The sequence below is a fragment of the Natrinema pellirubrum DSM 15624 genome (assembly GCF_000230735.2).
Taxonomy (GTDB): Archaea; Halobacteriota; Halobacteria; order Halobacteriales; family Natrialbaceae; genus Natrinema; species Natrinema pellirubrum.
This window is the reverse complement of sequence record NC_019962.1, coordinates 1,920,540-1,936,868: the sequence shown is the minus strand read 5'-3', so window position 1 is coordinate 1,936,868 and position 16,329 is coordinate 1,920,540. Positions and strand designations below refer to the sequence as shown.

The following is a 16,329-nucleotide window of genomic DNA, read 5'->3' as shown; positions in this document are numbered from 1 at the left end:
AACAACCCGTAGATACCCCATACATTCCTGAGACGAGAATTTACTTCGACAATCCCGCTGAACGCGCTCCAGATGGAGCAACAGTTTGGGGTAGACGTCACTGTACGAATGAACTCCAGACTATTGTTGACTATCTTGATACGGAGAGCGACGCAGATCCGGATCGACTGAAGTTATCAGACATTGTCTTTGTCGAAGTCCCGCCCCGATATCTGACCTCGAATAGCGGTGAACATGGTGTCAGTCCTGAACTGTATAACGAGAACGGTGAAATGACTCTGGCATATTTCCAGAAAGATTCCTCGCTGTCCGCACACAATGTCCGAGATGACCTCGGGGACGCACTCCCTGGCCAGTCCAGAAGCCCACTCCAGCTTATACGAGTCGACGAAGTAACAGCAAAGCCTGCTCGAACAGGCCAGAATACGACACGGCAAGCCAGTCGATGCCAGTATTATACCACCTCAGAGGCAGAATCGCATAACAAATTAGACGCAACACCGGGTATCTGGCAAGCGCGTCGTGTATCCGATTCGAGCGAGAATATCCGTCCGCTCTCTCCCGTAGTCCAGGACTTCAATTCTTTCCTTCCGGCATTCGCAGATTCTGACCTGATCGAATCGGTGACGTTCAGCGGACAGACACAGACACGAGAACGGTTCCACGCCGAAGAGATCCTCGGAAGCTAATTTAATCTCCTATGACTCACAGCACAAATACCACTAACGAAGCCCAAGATCACGGAATAGACGAAGATGGAGACAATGACCCACCCTCACCAATAGACGTAAGTGATAGTGTCGATGGTGAGAATCCGATGGTTGTCTTGCCACGAGGTGGAGCACGCGAAGTTGGTCGTAGTTGCTACCAAGTGGAAACCCAACAGGGAACGTATCTCGTTGACTGCGGTCTCAAGCAGGGCAAAAACGGACAATTCCCCGATCTCTGCGGTCTTGAACCTGAATCGATCAATGCGGTCTTCCTTACACACGCTCATATTGATCACTCTGGCGGGCTTCCCGTCCTCGAAAGTCGAAATTTGCTCGCTCCGGACGCAAAGATCATCTGTACGAGGGGGACTGCCGCACTGACTCACGTCCTCTTACACGATTCGCTGAAAATTCATCAGGAAGAAGCAAAGAAGCCCGGCCGGGACAGCCGCTTTACACGGAATGATGTCGAGGATGTACTTGCCCGCTTTGAGCCTCTAAACGGTTATCGTAGTGGTCGCGTCAGAGAACACATCAGAACGCAAGACGAAGATCTTCAGTATTGCTTTGGTGATGCTGGTCACCTCCTCGGAAGTGCTTGGGTGACATTAGAGGCCAGCGGTCGACGAGTATGCTTTTCGGGTGATCTTGGCGGACGGTCAGCTCATCTTCACGATATTGAAGATCCACCAAGTGCAGACACGCTATTCCTCGAATCGACCTATGGCAACCGAGACACCCACGACTCGTTCCAAGACGCTCGAACGGAACTCTATAACACTGCAATTTCCTGTATTGAGGAAGGAATCCCTGTCTTAATCCCGACGTTTGCGGTCGGACGCGCTCAAGAAATTCTCCAGATTTTCCGAGAGCGTTGGCGGACCCTCCCAGAAGAGACCCAGGAGAAATTACAAATCATCTATGATGGGATGGCAACAGACGCGACGGATCGCTATCACGCCTACACGTCACCAGCTTACATCAACGAGAGCGTGATGAACTACGTGGAAAATGCTGCTGACTTCGAACCATTTGTTCCCGAAATTGCTCAACGCCCTTCACACGCTCGTGATCGCCGTGAGTTACTCACTTCAGATACGGCCCCAATCATTGTCTGCCCTTCAGGGATGCTTACTGGAGGTCTGTCACCTGCTTATCTCCTTGAATTGGTCGAAAACTACGACGAGGCCCGTATCCTCTTTACTGGTTATCAAGCACCTGGTACGCCCGGTTACGATCTCCAGCAAGCAGAAGGTGATATAGCAACTGTCTCGGTTTCATGTTGGCCAATCTCGAATGACTTTGACGAGAACTTCTCGTCAGGCGAGAAGATGAGTTCAGAGGAAACAGATGGTCCGTCGACGTACACACTTAATGTTCCCACTGATTGGGTTGATACTGTCTCTGGACTCAGTGGGCATGCGGCTCGTAACACACTCCTTCAATTCGCCCGAAAGGTTGATGCCAATCACGTTGCGCTTGTACATGGTGATCCAGAAAATCAGCGCCCGATGGTCAATTATCTTGACGGCAATGTCTCAGCAGATATCGTAACTCGTGCAGCTATGCATTCCCCCATTCCGGTGTACCCATCCAGTGAAAATCTCATCACAGTCCAAGGCGAAGATGACGTCGCCCATTCGCAAGCTGAGATTCGGCCTGCAGACGAAGACGATTCAAACCACGTAACGGATGAACTCACACAAGATGATACAGACAGGAACGGTTCTTCGACTAGCAGTGTTGATAACGACATGGAGAAACCGCCCGAAGAGCGAATCGCTACGCTCTCTGGGCGGATTCAAGCAATAGATGAGAGGGTGTCATAGAACTCTTGTCACACCGTGATGATCGTGCTTCCCGGATTGTCTCCGCGTTCATAGTTGGTGATTGCAATAACGAGGCGAAGGCACAGCGCGAGGAACACCTGTGCTCGTGCGTGGACGCGGCCTCGGGCGTGCGTTCGCCCGAGGCCGCAGCCCTTGACTGATTCGTTGGTTCGTTCGACGCCTGTTCGGCGGTTGTACGTCTCGTTTAGCGTCGATTGCTTCAGCTGAACGTCCTCGCTGTGTTGTTCGATGCGGTCTTCGACCCTGTACTCGATGTCCTTCGGGTCATCAGTGTTCCGTGGGTTGTAGGGGGCGACTGGCACGACCCCTGCGGCCAGCAGGTGGTCGTGCCAGTCAAGTGTATCGTAGGCGCTGTCACCAAGCATCCATATCGGTTTAGCGACGGCGAGCGCGTCACGGGTGACGCGCATCGCCGTCTCCTCTGGTGCTTGTTTGCTCTCGGTGAACTCCGCTGCAATCGGGATCTTCGAGCCGGTCGAAACGATCGTGCAGCCGTAGCCGTAGTAGTACTCTTCAGCCGTTGGATCGTAGCATTTCGATGCGTCAGGATCGGCAGGCATCGTTCTCACGTCTGTCGAATCAATCGAGTAGGTCAAGTCGAGCAGGCCGCGCAAGGCGGCCTGCTCGACGAGGTGGTCGAAAATCTTGTCGATGACGTGTTCGAGATCGGTGAGAAAGCGATCGACCGCGTCTCTGGACGGCGGTCGATCGAAGCCACAGCTGAGCCAGACGACTGTGTTGTTCAGTTCTCGTGCAACCGGACGAATGCCGTAGATATCCTTGTAGTAGCAGTGCAGAAACCCACGCATCATTTCGGGTGGTTTGTGAACTCGTGTTCGCCCCGTCTGCGCCGGGGCGAACACGTCGAACTCTTCGAGAAACTCGAAGGAGAGATGCTCAAACAGCGCTAGTGTCTCAGTTTCCACGACATTGAAGAACGTCTCTACCGTAGGATTCTCTTGCAGGGTCGCTGGGCTCATACCACCTCAGCGTTCACCCTGCTCTCTGGTATGAGAACTGTTCTATGACATCCTCAATAGATGAAGAAATTGCTGCTCTAAGGAATGATAATAATCGATCAGAGGCAGAGCTCCGTGCACTGATCCGAGACGAACTTACTACAATACTTGATGAACGTGGCTTGAATGATACTTGACAAATAAATTCCAGGACGTTTCTCCCATATAAAAGTAGACAGTAAATATTCATTAAATTTTCATGTGAGTTATTGAATTGATATATAGTATACTATTCCTAACTAAAGCCAGATAGGGTTGGGATTTATAGACCTATCATGAGATCCAAGTTATATGGAAAATGTCGTAATTGACGGAAATGAATATGCCGTCCAGACATTTGAGGATTCAGATGAAGGGGGCCAGTTACAGAACGGGATACAGTTGACTATTGAACAGGACAACAATGGAAAGCAACGTGCCTCAGTATGGGAGATTCCGTGAACTGGAAAGCACGTCATCAGTTTGGAAAGAGGCGAGGAAACAGTATTTGGCGGGTTTGAACAGGATTTTGAAATTCAGGTAACTGGTAGTGAGTCTGTTGCGCTACGCGAATTTATTAAGAACTTTGAGGAAATTGCTGAGCTTGATAGCCGAGACTATATTCTAACGAGTGACGATTCAGACCTTGTTGAAATTCTATCTCAAATCATTGAGCGAGTCGAAGAAGTCGATGGTGACCGTCCACGAGAAGTACTAGACGAAATGATCGAATGTATCGCTGCTCTAGGTGACAGTCTTGACGGTATGAACCTCTCCCAAGAGGTCCTTGACACAGATGCTCTTCGTGCAGAAAGCATGATACAGCAAGCAAAAATCAGCAATGCTGTCTCTCGATTAGAATCCAAAATTGAAAAATACGATTCAGAAGATGACTTCCAAGATCTCTTTGAAAAGCATCCATGGTTCTTTGGTAATCAGTATATTGAGCGTGTTGACCGAGAACTACTGCATGGAGCACAAGTAGATTTTGCGCTTAAATCAGTAAACGGTTATTTGGATATTATCGAACTCAAAACGTCAGATGCGAGTGTGGTTAAGTTTGATGGTTCTCACGATGGCGGTGTTCAGATGAGGATGAAAGGTGAGGTGGAACGATTTGTGAGTGGTCTATGCTCGAAACCGCCCGCCTCAACAGAGGTAGCGACTGCTTCGAGTTAGATTTTCTGGAGCGAGAGGCGACACCCGAGCCCGCGATGAAGCTCGGTATCCGGCTCCATCTGGCTGGACTATCACTTTCGGATACCATCTCTATTCTCGAGAGGTTGGGTGTCGAACGCTGTCGATCGACCGTTCACAACTGGGTGCAGAAGGCAGATTTACAGCCGCTTGATGGCGCAAATCCGGATCACGTCGCGGTTGACGAGACCGTGATCCAACTGAATGACGAACGATTCTGGCTGTACGCCGCCGTTGATCCCGCAACAAACCGCTTGCTACACGTCAAGCTCTCACCGACGAGAAATCAAGCAATTACCGAGATGTTCCTCGCGGAACTCCGCGACAAACATCTCGTCGATGACGCGCTCTTTCTCGTCGATTCTGCACCGTGGCTGCAAGCGGCACTCCACCGACATGGCCTCGATTACAGATACGAAAAACACGGTAATCGGAACAGTGTTGAACGTGTATTTCGAGAACTAAAACGCAGAACTAACCAGTTCTCAAACTGTTTTAGCCATGCCGAAGCAGACACCGTCGAAAATTGGCTCCAAGCGTTCGCCTTCGCATGGAATCAGCTTATCTGAACACTACCCTCACGATAACTGGGTCCCCAGAGCGGGACTGACAAAAGCAATTGTTCAACTCCAGAACTATATTCAAGAATCTGAACAACTTCAAATTATATCGAAAACGAACAAGGAGTTCAGGTTCTCAAACCTCGCGGTACAGTAGTCATTGGATCCGACCTCACTCAGGAGCAGCGAGACGGACTACGCATAATTGAAAGCCATCTTACACGAGTGAATCTCGTGACATTCTCTGACTTACTGGAACGAGGTAGACGAATGGAAGAGTTCTATCGAGAGGGAGGGACTATTTCAGCCGAAGAGAGCGATTAAGTATCTGGCGTGACCTCCACTGGATGTACGTGGCGGTACCCCGCCGTAGCGCCGCCTCTGCGAGTGATCGTTCACGGGTTCTGTAGATGGTAGTTCATACTACCTGACCAGCCCTCGTTGTGCGCAGAGCTGTCCCAGCGAATCACCCACTTGACGACCGGTTCTTCCGGTAACTGTCTCTGAATTGTGGCAGCGCTCGTGAGTCTCTCGATGTGATCGACTGAGTCTTGATTGGATAGATCATGCATAGTCATCTGCTCAAGCTCGTTGTCCTCGAGGGTATCCCCCACAGATGACATCTCGTTTATCACTACTCTCTTTCTCAATAACGGAAGGTACGCGGTGCCACCGATCGGTTGCATCCTTCACCCACGATCACTCGAGATCGTTTTCATCGACGGGATCAAGTAGATAAAGGATAGTCAGCGAACAATACCATACGGAGGCCGCCATCCGTCTTTAGCTAAGAGGAAAACCACGTGACAGCGGCGGCTTATCGAGGCTTCTTTTCGAGAGGGATGAGGAGGTATCCGCTGTACACACAGACGCCTCCTCATCGAGAATCATGCGTCGGCTTACTACACTGTTTCCATCCGAGTTCCTCGAAGAGCACGCCGAGGAACTCGGCGTGGTCGAACGGGATGGCAAGCTTCAGATTCCAGTCCTCGTGTGGGCGCTCGTGTTCGGCTTCGCCGCAGGCGAGAGCCGAACACTCGCTGGGTTCAGACGCAGCTACAATTCGACTGCTGACGAGACGATCTCTCCCGGGGGTTTCTACCATCGGCTGACGCCGTCACTCGCAGAGTACCTCTGCGACCTCGTCGAGCGTGGCCTCGACGAGGTCGCTGTCCCTGACGCTGTTGACGCTGATATCGACCGGTTCAGAGACGTAATGATCGCTGATGGTACCGTGTTGCGGTTACACGAGTTCCTCTCTGAGGAGTTCCAAGCCCGCCACGAGGAGCAGGCTGGAGCGAAGCTCCACCTGCTCCACAATGCCACCGATCAGACGATCGAACGCATCGACGTGACCGACGAGAAAACGCACGACAGCACGTTGTTCAAGACGGGTTCGTGGCTGTGCGGACGGCTCGTTCTGCTCGATCTAGCGTACTTCAAGTACCGTCGCTTTGCATTGATCGACGAGAACGACGGCTACTTCGTGAGTCGGCTGAAGCAGAACGCAAATCCGGTGATAACGGCAGAATTGCGGGAATGGCGCGGTCCGCGCCATTCCCTTGGAGGGCAAGCAGATCCACGATGTGGTCGATGATCTCTCGCGGAAGTACATCGACGTAGAGGTCGAAGCGGAGTTCAAACGCGGGCCGTACAATGGAACGCAGTCACTGGATACGAAGCGTTTCCGCGTCGTCGGCGTCCGCAACGAGGACGCCGACGACTACCATCTGTACATCACGAATTTACCGAGAGAAGAGTTCCTCCCGGAAGATCTAGCAACGCTGTATCGGTGTCGATGGGAGGTAGAAACGCTGTTCCGTGAGCTGAAGACGCAGTATGAACTGGACGAATTCGACACAAGCAACCGTGATGTCGTAGAAATCTTGCTGTACGCGGCGTTGCTGTCACTGCTGGTGAGTCGTGAGCTGTTGGATCTGGTCACCGAGCAGGCCAACGATGAGATCGTGTTTCCGCCGGAACGCTGGGCGGCGACCTTTCGGTCGCACGCCCAGCTCATCCTCCACGAACTCGGAGAGTACCTTGGCTACTCGCCACCGCCGTTGCTGGAGCGGCTGATCGAGGATGCTCAGAAGATCCACCAACAACGACCGATCTTGCAAGAGACGCTCGCTACCGCTACACAACCGAGGTGTGAGTCTTAGCTAAAGACGAATGTTAACACGAGTCTTCGCCAACTCCAGCTAGAAATCGACGTTCAGTACAAAACGATCTACCAGCGCGTCGAGCGCTTCGAAGGCGCTCGACGCGCCTTCACTTGACCTCGTCGATCCCGTCGAAATCGACGAAGTGTACGTTTCTGCAGGGCTGAAAGGCCGCGAGCGCGACCGACCGTCGCGCTCGCGTGGCCTGTCCACGCGTGGACGAGGATCGTACGATCAGGACAAACCGCCGGTGTTCACGATCGTCGATCGCGGCACCGACAATCGGTACGTGATCCCCGCGAAATCCGCCGACGAATCGACGGTTCGGCTCCTTCTCGCAAACCTCGAGAAGGAGCCACTGACTATCTACACGGACGGATTTCGTGCCTACGACCCACTCAACGAGGACGATGCATTCGACCGCGAATACGTCGTCCACGGCGACGGCGAACACGCGGATGAAGACGTCCACGTCAATACCTGCGAGAGCCACGGATCGCTGCTGCGACCGTGGCTCTCGCCTCATCGAGGCGTCTCAAAAGATAAGCTCACACAGTATCTCCGAGCGTTCCAGCTTCGACGAAAACTACTGCGGAAACCGGGAAGAGAAGCGCTCAAACACGCTATCAAAGCTACGCTGTGAGATCAACAAAGTGCTACACAAGAGCGTTCATCGAATCTACTGTGGTGAATGCAGCTATAGAGGATCTTTTCGTAGGCACAGTCGTCTATTTTGGTATCAAAAATCTCAAACGTTCTGTGGATTCACAGTAGTTCAACTCAGTATAGTGGGACACGGGCTACTCACACCTGTAGTGTGCAGTAGTTCCACGGAAATAAATATCTAAAGAATAGGGTTTCAACAGAACTACGTATTCTAAAACGATCCCACCGGAGTATTTTCTCGCCCTGAGATGGGTGCGGGGCGATCGAACTGCCCCGAGATAGCGAATGACCACTGAGCGACAGCATCCACGAGATCGTGATATTGATCGGACACCAACTTACCGACAGCCCTCCGAGCCACCCTGGTCTGACCTCGAGTTACGCGTTCCGAACGACCGAAGTCGGGAATCACTCATTTCATTCGTCGAGTGTGTTCTCGTCGAACTCACGCATGCAGACGTCGGTGCCGAGTATCGATCGTCGAACGTCTGGGGAGTTAAACTGACGCAGTACATCGCTGCCGATACGGTTGGCGAGAGATTCGAGAAGCGCCATTATGACGAACGGCTCGGCTGGCACGAGCAGACGATTTCTCGGCAGGACGTCCGTGATGAACTGATCAATCGCCTCGCACGGCCCGCGTCACTGGCGGCGAATCAGAGTCATTCCCATCCTGTTGAAGAATCAGATACGTTCAGGGTGAAGCCGACGTGGCAACTGCGAACAGATCTGTGGGCCAGCGAGAGGTGAACTCGCTCTCAATGTCTCTGAATCAGGTTGATCAAGCGTCTCATCCTCTCGTAAAGAAGCAAACCACATACCTATGTTATGAAGTCCATAGATTTATGCCTATGGAGGCCATCACATAAGATGACGGATGGCGTCCTACACCACCATTGAAGATTGGCAGGATGTCGAAGATAGGTACGTCATCGATGTGACCATCCGGCAGACGGAGGATAAGAAGTACCCGTGTGGATGGGACTACAGCCTCCACCACGGGGAAGTCGGCGGCGACACCATCCTTCGATACGGCAACGCCCATGAACAGACGAAAGGCCATGAGCGTCACACCCGAAACGGTGTTGAAATCATCGAATTCCCCGGGATGTTGACGCTCTACGATCGCTTTCAACGCGAAACCGAGGAGATGTCGCCTGTCTCATGGAACTGGTCGGAGTAGGACGTCTCCAGGAGGTATACACATGCCCACGCTCAAAGTCACCGTCGGTGAACGTGATCGCCTCAACCAGCGCACGCGTAGCCGCATCAAGGCCGCCCAGGAGGGTGAAGATCTTGACGATGCCCAGCCGGTGTTGAACTTCGGATCGTATGCAGAACTCAGTCGCCTGCTCAGCCCAAAGAATCTAGAGCTGTTGGAAGCAATCTCCAAACACCAGCCCGAGAGCATCCGCGAAGCCGCTGATCTGGTGGAACGAGACTACAAACAGGTCCATCGGAACCTTTCCGAACTTGAAGACATCGGCGTCATTGAGTTTGAAAATGGCGGGCCTGGTCAGGCAAAGAAACCGAAACTGGCCTACGATGGTCTTGAAATCGACATCCCGTTCGCAGGATCGAACGGGAGTGTCAGTGCAGCAGCACCCTGAAAGATCCTGTTCTTGGACATCCAGTAACCGAACCCTTCGCTTTCTGTTCTCGCTACACGTGGTTGACGGACGTACGTGATGAACTACTCAACCACCTCGCACGGCCCGCGTCACTGGCGACGAATCAGAGCCATCCCCATTCTGTTGAGGAACCAGATACGTTCAGGGTGAAGCTAACGTGGAAACTGCGAACAGGACCACGGACTGACGAGAGATAATCACCAGTCGTCAGTACTTCGAGGAACTCCGAGAGATCGCCTCGTATGATGACGTACACGGTCGGGCTGCAACGACCGTCCTCGATCGAACTGAGACGCTCGAGGCACGATCGGTCGATCTCGACGCCGAATTTCCGCTTGATGACGGCGAAAACGCTGCTGTCACCCTCGCGAATGACCTTGACGCCACACTATTGCTCTGTGATGAGTTCAATCAACTCGGTCTAGTCCACGCCTCGCTCTCCGATACCCGGCTCGTCACGACGCCAACGCTGCTCTCAGTACTTGTTCGCACCGAACAGCTGTTAGCTGCCGATGCTCGTGCTATTCTCGACGAGATCAGCGATGCCCGCAGCTGGGACACAAACAGCTACGTGCAACGTGCCCGGTCACTGCTCGAGGAGACCTGACACCGACGCTGTCGCCTATCGGTTCTCATCATAATATCTGATCGGGAGGCTGTGTTGAATCGCCATACTGTATTGGATTTCACTGTTTGACGGCCTGCTTAATGTCCCATATGATATATATCAAGGCAATTTTACGGAATTCTCGATACCAGGTACGCGCTCGTACGGCGTAGCCGAGCGAGCGCTTGACAGCTGAATTGACGGTTTCGGTCATTGATCGCTGAGCGTACCGATCTTCGTCAATGCGGGCGGTATGTGCGTGATCGTACGGAGCGAAGATCCGGTGTTTGATCAGTGGCGAATGTCGAGTTCACGCAGTCGTTCTCGGAGTTGTTGCTTGTCATAGCCTTTGTCAGCGGCAAGTGACCGCAGATCGCCCGTATTTCGGCGGGCGATCTGCTCGGCGAGGTCTGCGTCGCTTCCTTCTAACGTCGTCGAACAGTGGAGATCAAGAACGGCTTGCGTTGCTGTATCGACGAGTTTTGTGACTTTGAGCGTTTGAACGCGGTAATTCGTTCGGTGGCAGTATGGCGGCTCGCACGGTCACGTTCGTAGAATGTTGCGTCGATAGCAACGTGTTCAGAAGGGTTGTGCAACTGCGCTGAGTGGCGCAGTAGCGCTCGACAGACACTCATTCGATCTGATCAAGCGCCCTTAACCCGGCTCAGAGACCGAATCAGGCTCCTGGCGGAAACGTGCCAGTTTAGCCGGTGCAGAACTAGACGGCGCCGAAAATTCCAGGTTGTATTTCTTGCCAATACTTCCAGAGATAGGATAGATCATTGGGGTACAATAGTTTTACAATTCCCCGCTTGCTCCCATCGTTAATATCTGACAGGGTATCTCGAGAGAGCTTGTTCAGATCTCTCATTAGCAGGTCGTATCGTTCGTTTGGTGCAAGGTATAGCAACCTCGTCATCATCAATCGACGGTCTTGTTTGGGGGCGACTTGCTCCTCCCAGAGGTCGTCGTAGACTCTCATCTCCTCAGCAGAGGTGTCTATCTTCCTCGTCAGACAACGATCGGCTGTCATCGCAGCTGCTCGAGCTGATTTCATGCACTTGTAGATTCCCTCACCCCAGACAGGATCAACCGATGGGACAGTATCACCGATCGCCATAAACGAATCAGTACTCATCGATCCTGGTGGCTGTACATGTGCTGATCCCCGAACCGGACTCGCTGCAATTTGTCTGGCATTCTCGAACCGCGGATCAGTATCGAGCCAATGTTCGAGATACCCGTCGACGGTGCGATCGTGAATGGCGTTTTCTTGATAGCGTTCATTCTGGATATAACAGATACCGACTTTCGCTGTGTCGTTGCCCGTATGGAAGATCCATGAGTAACCCCCAGGAGCGTATTCGTGGTCCAACCGCAACATCATCGCATCAGTGAGATCAGCAAAATCAGGATGATTGAGATCGACGCCCTCGAATAAGTATTCAATACCAATCGCGTGGTTCTCCCGCTCAAGATTGGCTATCCCCAGATCTTTGGCCAATGGCGCGGCCGGACCCGTACCATCGATGATGATTTCGCCAAAGACCTCCTGATCACGATTATAACGGACACCGACGAGATCACCATCTTCGACGATTGGGTCACGAACGCGAGCATCAAACCGATACTCAGAACTCTTGTGACGACCATCCTCGACAAGGAACTTCTTGAACGCCTCAAAATCCAAGACAAATCCCGGCTGGTCCTGGATAAAGTATTCATTTGGAGACTCAAGAACTACTGATTCAGTCGCGTGCATGACGACATCGTCCGGAATGCCGAAGGAGGTCATCATCGATGCAAACGTTCCGCCAGTAGATTTGTTACTTTGAGCTGGGAACTCATCTTCTGCTTCGGTTTCCAGAACAACAACATCGTATCCACGGTCAGCCAGATCTCGTGCACACTGTGCCCCCGCTGGACCTGCCCCAGCGATGATCACATCATAATTGTTGGACATCGTTGGAGAACAACTACTCAAAAGAGGACGAACAAGATGTTGGAACAGAGTGCCACTTTTCGGTTGTTTCTACAGATCAGCAAGGCGAGTGTCTCGGGACTTAACCCCGAGGTGGGTCACACAAATCCCGGTGTCCACCATCTTAGTGGGCAGACATCTGTGACACCACGTTAACGCAGTAGACGCCACCGATAATGAGACCAATTCCGAGAAGGCCTGCAAGGTCAACTGATTCACCAAAAACAATGGTCCCGATACCTGCCACACCAACAATACCCAATGCTGCCCATGTCCCATAGACGACACCCATCGGTAATTCTTCTAACGTCAGGGATAGTAGATAGAACGCCGCTCCATATCCGAGGACAACCCCAATACTGGGAACCGGTTGTGAAAATCCCTCAGAGAGTTTGAGGGCAGTTGTCCCGAATAATTCGGAGAGTATTGCGCCAGCGAGCAGTACGTACGGATGCATACCCTTAGGTCTCGAAGCCGCTAATATACGGCTATTGAAACAAAACAGCACTTACAATTTGTTTGGAGGTACAATAATAATCTATGACGGAATTGAGCGAGCTTGGACTCTCAAGTTACGAGGAGAAGGTCTATCGAACGCTTCTCGTGACAGGAGCAGTGACGGCAGCCGAACTCTCTGATACTAGTGGGGTTCCAAAAGGACGTATTTACGACGTTCTAAACGGCCTTGAGTCTCGCAAACTGATCTGGAGACAGTCAAGCAATCCAAATCGATACGTGGCCGTACAGCCAGAAACCGTCGTCGACAGACTTCTGGCTGAACGAGCATATGAGCTGAAACAAGAGTGGGATCGTTACCGCAAGAAAGCAGACACAGTTCGTTCGAACCTTTTGCCGACACCACCAACAGAGAGTAGTTTCTGGCTTGGATCTCTCGGGAGCGATGAAATGAGTACAGCACTCCAGCAGCATATGCGAACTGCGGAGAACGTTGTCCAAGCAGCTATTGGGCCTCCATACGAAGATGCGACGTGGGAGACACTCCAATCTGAAGTGGAAGGCTTCTTCGAAGGCGCTAATGCAGATTTGTCTGTCAACCTCCTTTTCAGTGAAAAAGCAGTTACTGTACTCCCTGACCGATTCCCACACCTAATTGAAAGTCAGTCTACAGACATAACTGTCAGAACGATTCCTGATATTGCGCTTTCGTTTGATATCGTGGACAATGTAGAGACGACGATTGATGTTTTGCATCCAGTATCTGATGAAGACCGAATCGGTGTAATTGGAATTAAAGATCCGCAAGTTGTCTCCGAGTTTGAGAAACACTTCCAACAGCTGTGGTCCAATTCTGTACCCCTCCTTGATTAAGGGGATGGCAGTGAGAGAAAAGTGCGTCTCTGATCGAGGCTATCAACACCAAGGAATGTGTTTTTGACATCCTCCGCCGGTTGAAGGCGGAGAAGTTCCGAGCGTTGGGATAGTAAGGTTGCAGACTCCCTGTTCTCTCGTCTTGAACGTCCCACTCTCCCAGTCAAACACGAAGACACCGGGCTGTACCAACCAACTTTACTCATATCCCCTGTCGAAGGACTCTGAGTTATCTTTCGACGACGCTCATCCGTAGGTGATTGTTGATACTACTGAGCGGTCGCTGTGGAGTCGAAGAGGACAAGGGCACCGCGTCAGCGGTGTCCGACACGAATGATTCCGCTAGATGTGTTCGGGTCGGAATCGATCGCAGTGGACCTGCTGCAACAGGTTCGCTGGCGTGACGGTGTTACCTGTCCTCGCTGCCGTTCTGACCGTACGGTCAGAAACGGCAGCTACAGAGAGTTTCAACGATATCTCTGTAAGAATTGCGACCGCACGTTCAACGACAAGACAGGCACGATCTTCGCTCACTCGAAGATTGCGCTCCGTCGGTGGCTGTTCTCGACCTACGCGTTTCTCCGCTTTAACACGAGTTTTCGGCAGCTACAGTACGAAATCGAGGTGACACACAAGACGATCCACCGGCGCATCGAGCGCTCTGGTGAAGCGCTCGATGCGCCTTCCCTCGATCTTGTCGGACCAGTCGAAATCGACGAAGTGTACGTCTCTGCTGGGAAGAAAGGCCGCGAGCGCGACCAACCGTCGCGCTCGCGTGGCCTGTCCACGCGTGGACGTGGTCTATATGATGGCGACAAGCCACCCGTGTTCATTCTCGCTGACCGCGGAACTGGACAGCGGTACGTGATCCCAGCGAAAGCCGCCGACGAATCGACGATTCGACTCCTCTTGGCAGACCGCCAAGAGGAGCCGTTGACTGTCTATACTGACGTCTTTCGAGCGTACGAGCCACTCGAAGCGGACGACGCATTCACCCGTGAATACGTCGTCCACGGTGACGGTGAATACGCCGACGAAGAGGTCCACGTCAATACCTGCGAGAGCCACGCGTCGCTGACGCGACGGTGGCTCTCGCCCCATCGAGGTATCTCGAAAGATAAGCTGACACAGTATCTCAGAGCGTTCCAGCTACGCCGAGAACTATATCGAAAACCGGGACGAGACGCACTCAAACACGCTATTCGAGCAACACTCTGAAATCAACAATGAACTACGCAAGAGCGTTCGACGAATATTCACCGCACCGTTCACGTCCGCGTTTATCGTCGTTTCACAGAGCTCGCAGACGTACAGCCCACGTTCCGCGTGGTTCGTATCTCGAATCTGAGCGCAACACGAACACGTCTTCGACGTGTTTTCCTCATCTACGCGGTCAACGAAAGTGCGGTCTTCCTCGGCCTTGTATTCGAGGAGTCGGGCGAATCTCCCCCAACTCCTAGCCGTGCGACTTCTTGTTCCCCGACTGGCCCCAGTTCCGCGAGTCGCCGTTATCGTCTTCGCGGACGTTGCTGAGGTTGCCAACTGCTATCTCCTCCACACCTTCTTCGATACACCGTTGAATTGCTATGAACTGTGACTACTGGTCAGTGATTCATTGCTTTCCCAAGAGGTTGATAATGCGGAAGCATCGGATGAGGAAGGTAGATACCGATCGCCATCAATCCATGTGCTAACAGGATATATCCGAGTATAATGAAGACGATTCCGAGAAGACGATGGAGTCGTTGGCGATGGATAGTGTCAATCGACTCAATGAGTGTTCCATAAGCGAAGACGGCTGGAATTGTTCCGATTCCGAGCGTCCCTAACGCGAGAAATCCGGATACAGCAGAGCCGGTCGCGAACGCGAACAAATATGCTGGATATAGAATGGGGCACGGCAGCAATCCGTGAAGCGCACCGAGACCGATGATCCCGGGACTATTCACGTATCGATCGATACGAACAGCAATCCAATTTGTTATCCACTGAACACCCGGAATTCTAACCCCGGAAACCCCGCCTAAAAGATATTTCAAACCAGATATGATTATAAACACACCGATTAGAATTCCAACACTTCCGCGAACAAAATCCGCGATTACTGTCAACTGCTCCGTCGTGACAAACACGAAACCACCAAACGCGCCAAATGCCCCGCCGAGAAGTGCGTAACTGAGTGTTCGTCCCACGTTGAATAGAGCATGTTGACGAACCTCATATGGCGTCAAATGTCCACGCCGATTTTGGGATCCTGTTGTTGCTGTTCCCCTATCCGGACGTGAAGACATCTGCTCGGCATACATCGTCACTAGCGGCCCACACATTCCAATACAGTGTGCTCCGCCAAGCAGACCGATAGCAACGAAAAGAACAATGTCCACACGGAGGAGTGACTCGAGCATAACAGGTACTTCATCTGTTCAGGACGCTTTCTATTGTTCATTCTGGTCCAGTTACCGAAAGCACGCTAAACAGGCGATAATGACATTTTGGCATTATCTATAGTGAACTGCCACGGGGTCAAGCCTCGAGGCACTCGCCTTTCTCATCGGTAGACGGAACTGTTGAAATCTTTCAGTGTGGCTCTGTTGAAATCCTCTTGCAGTCTTGCGATTTGCTCAGAAGCTAGTTT

The 16,329-nt window shown here is 52.1% G+C and carries 13 protein-coding genes and 5 pseudogenes; 12 read left to right on the top strand and 6 right to left on the bottom strand.

From position 1 onward, the window contains the following. Window positions 1-817 precede the first annotated feature (817 nt). Window positions 818-2,539: an MBL fold metallo-hydrolase gene (locus NATPE_RS21320; RefSeq protein ID WP_006182392.1), complete on the top strand. Its 1,722-nt coding sequence runs from the start codon at window positions 818-820 to the stop codon at window positions 2,537-2,539. Between the two features lie 8 nt (window positions 2,540-2,547). Here NATPE_RS21320 and NATPE_RS09275 read toward each other — a convergent pair whose 3' ends face one another. After that, window positions 2,548-3,540, bottom strand: coding sequence for an IS5-like element ISNpe17 family transposase (locus NATPE_RS09275; RefSeq protein WP_015298976.1), 993 nt, complete (start codon window positions 3,538-3,540; stop codon window positions 2,548-2,550). Between the two features lie 330 nt (window positions 3,541-3,870). On the opposite strand from NATPE_RS09275, the gene NATPE_RS22225 reads away from it, so the two are divergent. From NATPE_RS22225 to NATPE_RS23035, 9 genes and pseudogenes are all read left to right on the top strand, one after another. Continuing rightward, the gene (locus NATPE_RS22225) at window positions 3,871-4,020 is read left to right on the top strand and encodes a hypothetical protein (protein ID WP_015298975.1); all 150 of its coding nucleotides are present in this window, start codon (window positions 3,871-3,873) and stop codon (window positions 4,018-4,020) included. Window positions 4,021-4,041: 21 nt separating this feature from the next. Then, window positions 4,042-4,737, top strand: a complete 696-nt coding sequence (locus NATPE_RS21315; protein ID WP_152422608.1) for a Shedu anti-phage system protein SduA domain-containing protein — start codon at window positions 4,042-4,044, stop codon at window positions 4,735-4,737. Then, window positions 4,689-5,324 carry an IS6 family transposase gene (locus NATPE_RS09270; protein ID WP_015298673.1) on the top strand — a complete coding sequence of 212 codons (636 nt, stop codon included), beginning with the start codon at window positions 4,689-4,691 and terminating at the stop codon, window positions 5,322-5,324. The genes NATPE_RS21315 and NATPE_RS09270 overlap by 49 nt, the downstream gene beginning before the upstream one ends. 880 nt (window positions 5,325-6,204) lie before the next feature. After that, a pseudogene (locus NATPE_RS21310) lies at window positions 6,205-7,480 on the top strand (IS4 family transposase). A gap of 15 nt (window positions 7,481-7,495) precedes the next feature. Then, a pseudogene (locus tag NATPE_RS09250) lies at window positions 7,496-8,123 on the top strand (IS1595 family transposase); the annotation flags it as partial. 308 nt (window positions 8,124-8,431) lie between these two features. Beyond that, the gene (locus NATPE_RS21305; RefSeq protein WP_015298974.1) at window positions 8,432-8,896 is read left to right on the top strand and encodes a hypothetical protein; all 465 of its coding nucleotides are present in this window, start codon (window positions 8,432-8,434) and stop codon (window positions 8,894-8,896) included. Between the two features lie 127 nt (window positions 8,897-9,023). Beyond that, window positions 9,024-9,329 (top strand): toxin-antitoxin system TumE family protein, encoded by a 306-nt coding sequence (locus NATPE_RS09245; RefSeq protein ID WP_006182387.1) that lies wholly within the window; start codon window positions 9,024-9,026, stop codon window positions 9,327-9,329. A gap of 22 nt (window positions 9,330-9,351) precedes the next feature. Further along, window positions 9,352-9,756 carry an HVO_A0114 family putative DNA-binding protein gene (locus NATPE_RS09240; RefSeq protein WP_006182386.1) on the top strand — a complete coding sequence of 135 codons (405 nt, stop codon included), beginning with the start codon at window positions 9,352-9,354 and terminating at the stop codon, window positions 9,754-9,756. A gap of 238 nt (window positions 9,757-9,994) precedes the next feature. After that, a pseudogene (locus NATPE_RS23035) lies at window positions 9,995-10,384 on the top strand (hypothetical protein); the annotation flags it as partial. Window positions 10,385-10,463: 79 nt separating this feature from the next. Here NATPE_RS23035 and NATPE_RS21295 read toward each other — a convergent pair. The 3 genes and pseudogenes from NATPE_RS21295 to NATPE_RS21290 all read right to left on the bottom strand — a co-directional run. After that, window positions 10,464-11,019 (bottom strand): annotated as a pseudogene (locus NATPE_RS21295) (IS5 family transposase); the annotation flags it as partial. 83 nt (window positions 11,020-11,102) lie between these two features. Beyond that, window positions 11,103-12,347, bottom strand: a complete 1,245-nt coding sequence (locus tag NATPE_RS09235) for a digeranylgeranylglycerophospholipid reductase (RefSeq protein WP_015298973.1) — start codon at window positions 12,345-12,347, stop codon at window positions 11,103-11,105. 142 nt (window positions 12,348-12,489) lie between these two features. Beyond that, window positions 12,490-12,822, bottom strand: coding sequence for a DMT family transporter (locus NATPE_RS21290; RefSeq protein ID WP_006182383.1), 333 nt, complete (start codon window positions 12,820-12,822; stop codon window positions 12,490-12,492). 83 nt (window positions 12,823-12,905) lie between these two features. Between NATPE_RS21290 and NATPE_RS21285 the strand changes: the two genes are divergently transcribed. Together NATPE_RS21285 and NATPE_RS09230 are read left to right on the top strand one after the other, a co-directional pair. Next, entirely contained in the window at window positions 12,906-13,694 is a 789-nt protein-coding gene (locus NATPE_RS21285; RefSeq protein WP_006182382.1) for a TrmB family transcriptional regulator, read from the top strand. A gap of 333 nt (window positions 13,695-14,027) precedes the next feature. Then, window positions 14,028-14,912, top strand: coding sequence for an IS1595-like element ISNpe23 family transposase (locus NATPE_RS09230; protein ID WP_006182381.1), 885 nt, complete (start codon window positions 14,028-14,030; stop codon window positions 14,910-14,912). 12 nt (window positions 14,913-14,924) lie between these two features. On the opposite strand, the pseudogene NATPE_RS21280 reads toward NATPE_RS09230, so the two are convergent. Both NATPE_RS21280 and NATPE_RS21275 read right to left on the bottom strand, forming a co-directional pair. Beyond that, window positions 14,925-15,276, bottom strand: a pseudogene (locus NATPE_RS21280) (zinc ribbon domain-containing protein); the annotation flags it as partial. 22 nt (window positions 15,277-15,298) lie between these two features. Further along, the gene (locus NATPE_RS21275; protein ID WP_015298972.1) at window positions 15,299-16,099 is read right to left on the bottom strand and encodes a sulfite exporter TauE/SafE family protein; all 801 of its coding nucleotides are present in this window, start codon (window positions 16,097-16,099) and stop codon (window positions 15,299-15,301) included. Window positions 16,100-16,329: the final 230 nt, after the last annotated feature.

Coding starts and splice junctions, on each gene's coding strand:
- NATPE_RS09240 (WP_006182386.1), top strand. CDS start 9,352: ATGCCCACGCTCAAAGTCACCGTCGGTGAACGTGATCGCCTCAACCAG.
- NATPE_RS09275 (WP_015298976.1), bottom strand. CDS start 3,540: ATGAGCCCAGCGACCCTGCAAGAGAATCCTACGGTAGAGACGTTCTTC.
- NATPE_RS21320 (WP_006182392.1), top strand. CDS start 818: ATGGTTGTCTTGCCACGAGGTGGAGCACGCGAAGTTGGTCGTAGTTGC.
- NATPE_RS21290 (WP_006182383.1), bottom strand. CDS start 12,822: ATGCATCCGTACGTACTGCTCGCTGGCGCAATACTCTCCGAATTATTC.
- NATPE_RS21275 (WP_015298972.1), bottom strand. CDS start 16,099: ATGCTCGAGTCACTCCTCCGTGTGGACATTGTTCTTTTCGTTGCTATC.
- NATPE_RS09235 (WP_015298973.1), bottom strand. CDS start 12,347: ATGTCCAACAATTATGATGTGATCATCGCTGGGGCAGGTCCAGCGGGG.
- NATPE_RS09270 (WP_015298673.1), top strand. CDS start 4,689: ATGCTCGAAACCGCCCGCCTCAACAGAGGTAGCGACTGCTTCGAGTTA.
- NATPE_RS09245 (WP_006182387.1), top strand. CDS start 9,024: ATGGCGTCCTACACCACCATTGAAGATTGGCAGGATGTCGAAGATAGG.
- NATPE_RS09230 (WP_006182381.1), top strand. CDS start 14,028: ATGATTCCGCTAGATGTGTTCGGGTCGGAATCGATCGCAGTGGACCTG.
- NATPE_RS21285 (WP_006182382.1), top strand. CDS start 12,906: ATGACGGAATTGAGCGAGCTTGGACTCTCAAGTTACGAGGAGAAGGTC.
- NATPE_RS22225 (WP_015298975.1), top strand. CDS start 3,871: ATGGAAAATGTCGTAATTGACGGAAATGAATATGCCGTCCAGACATTT.
- NATPE_RS21305 (WP_015298974.1), top strand. CDS start 8,432: ATGACCACTGAGCGACAGCATCCACGAGATCGTGATATTGATCGGACA.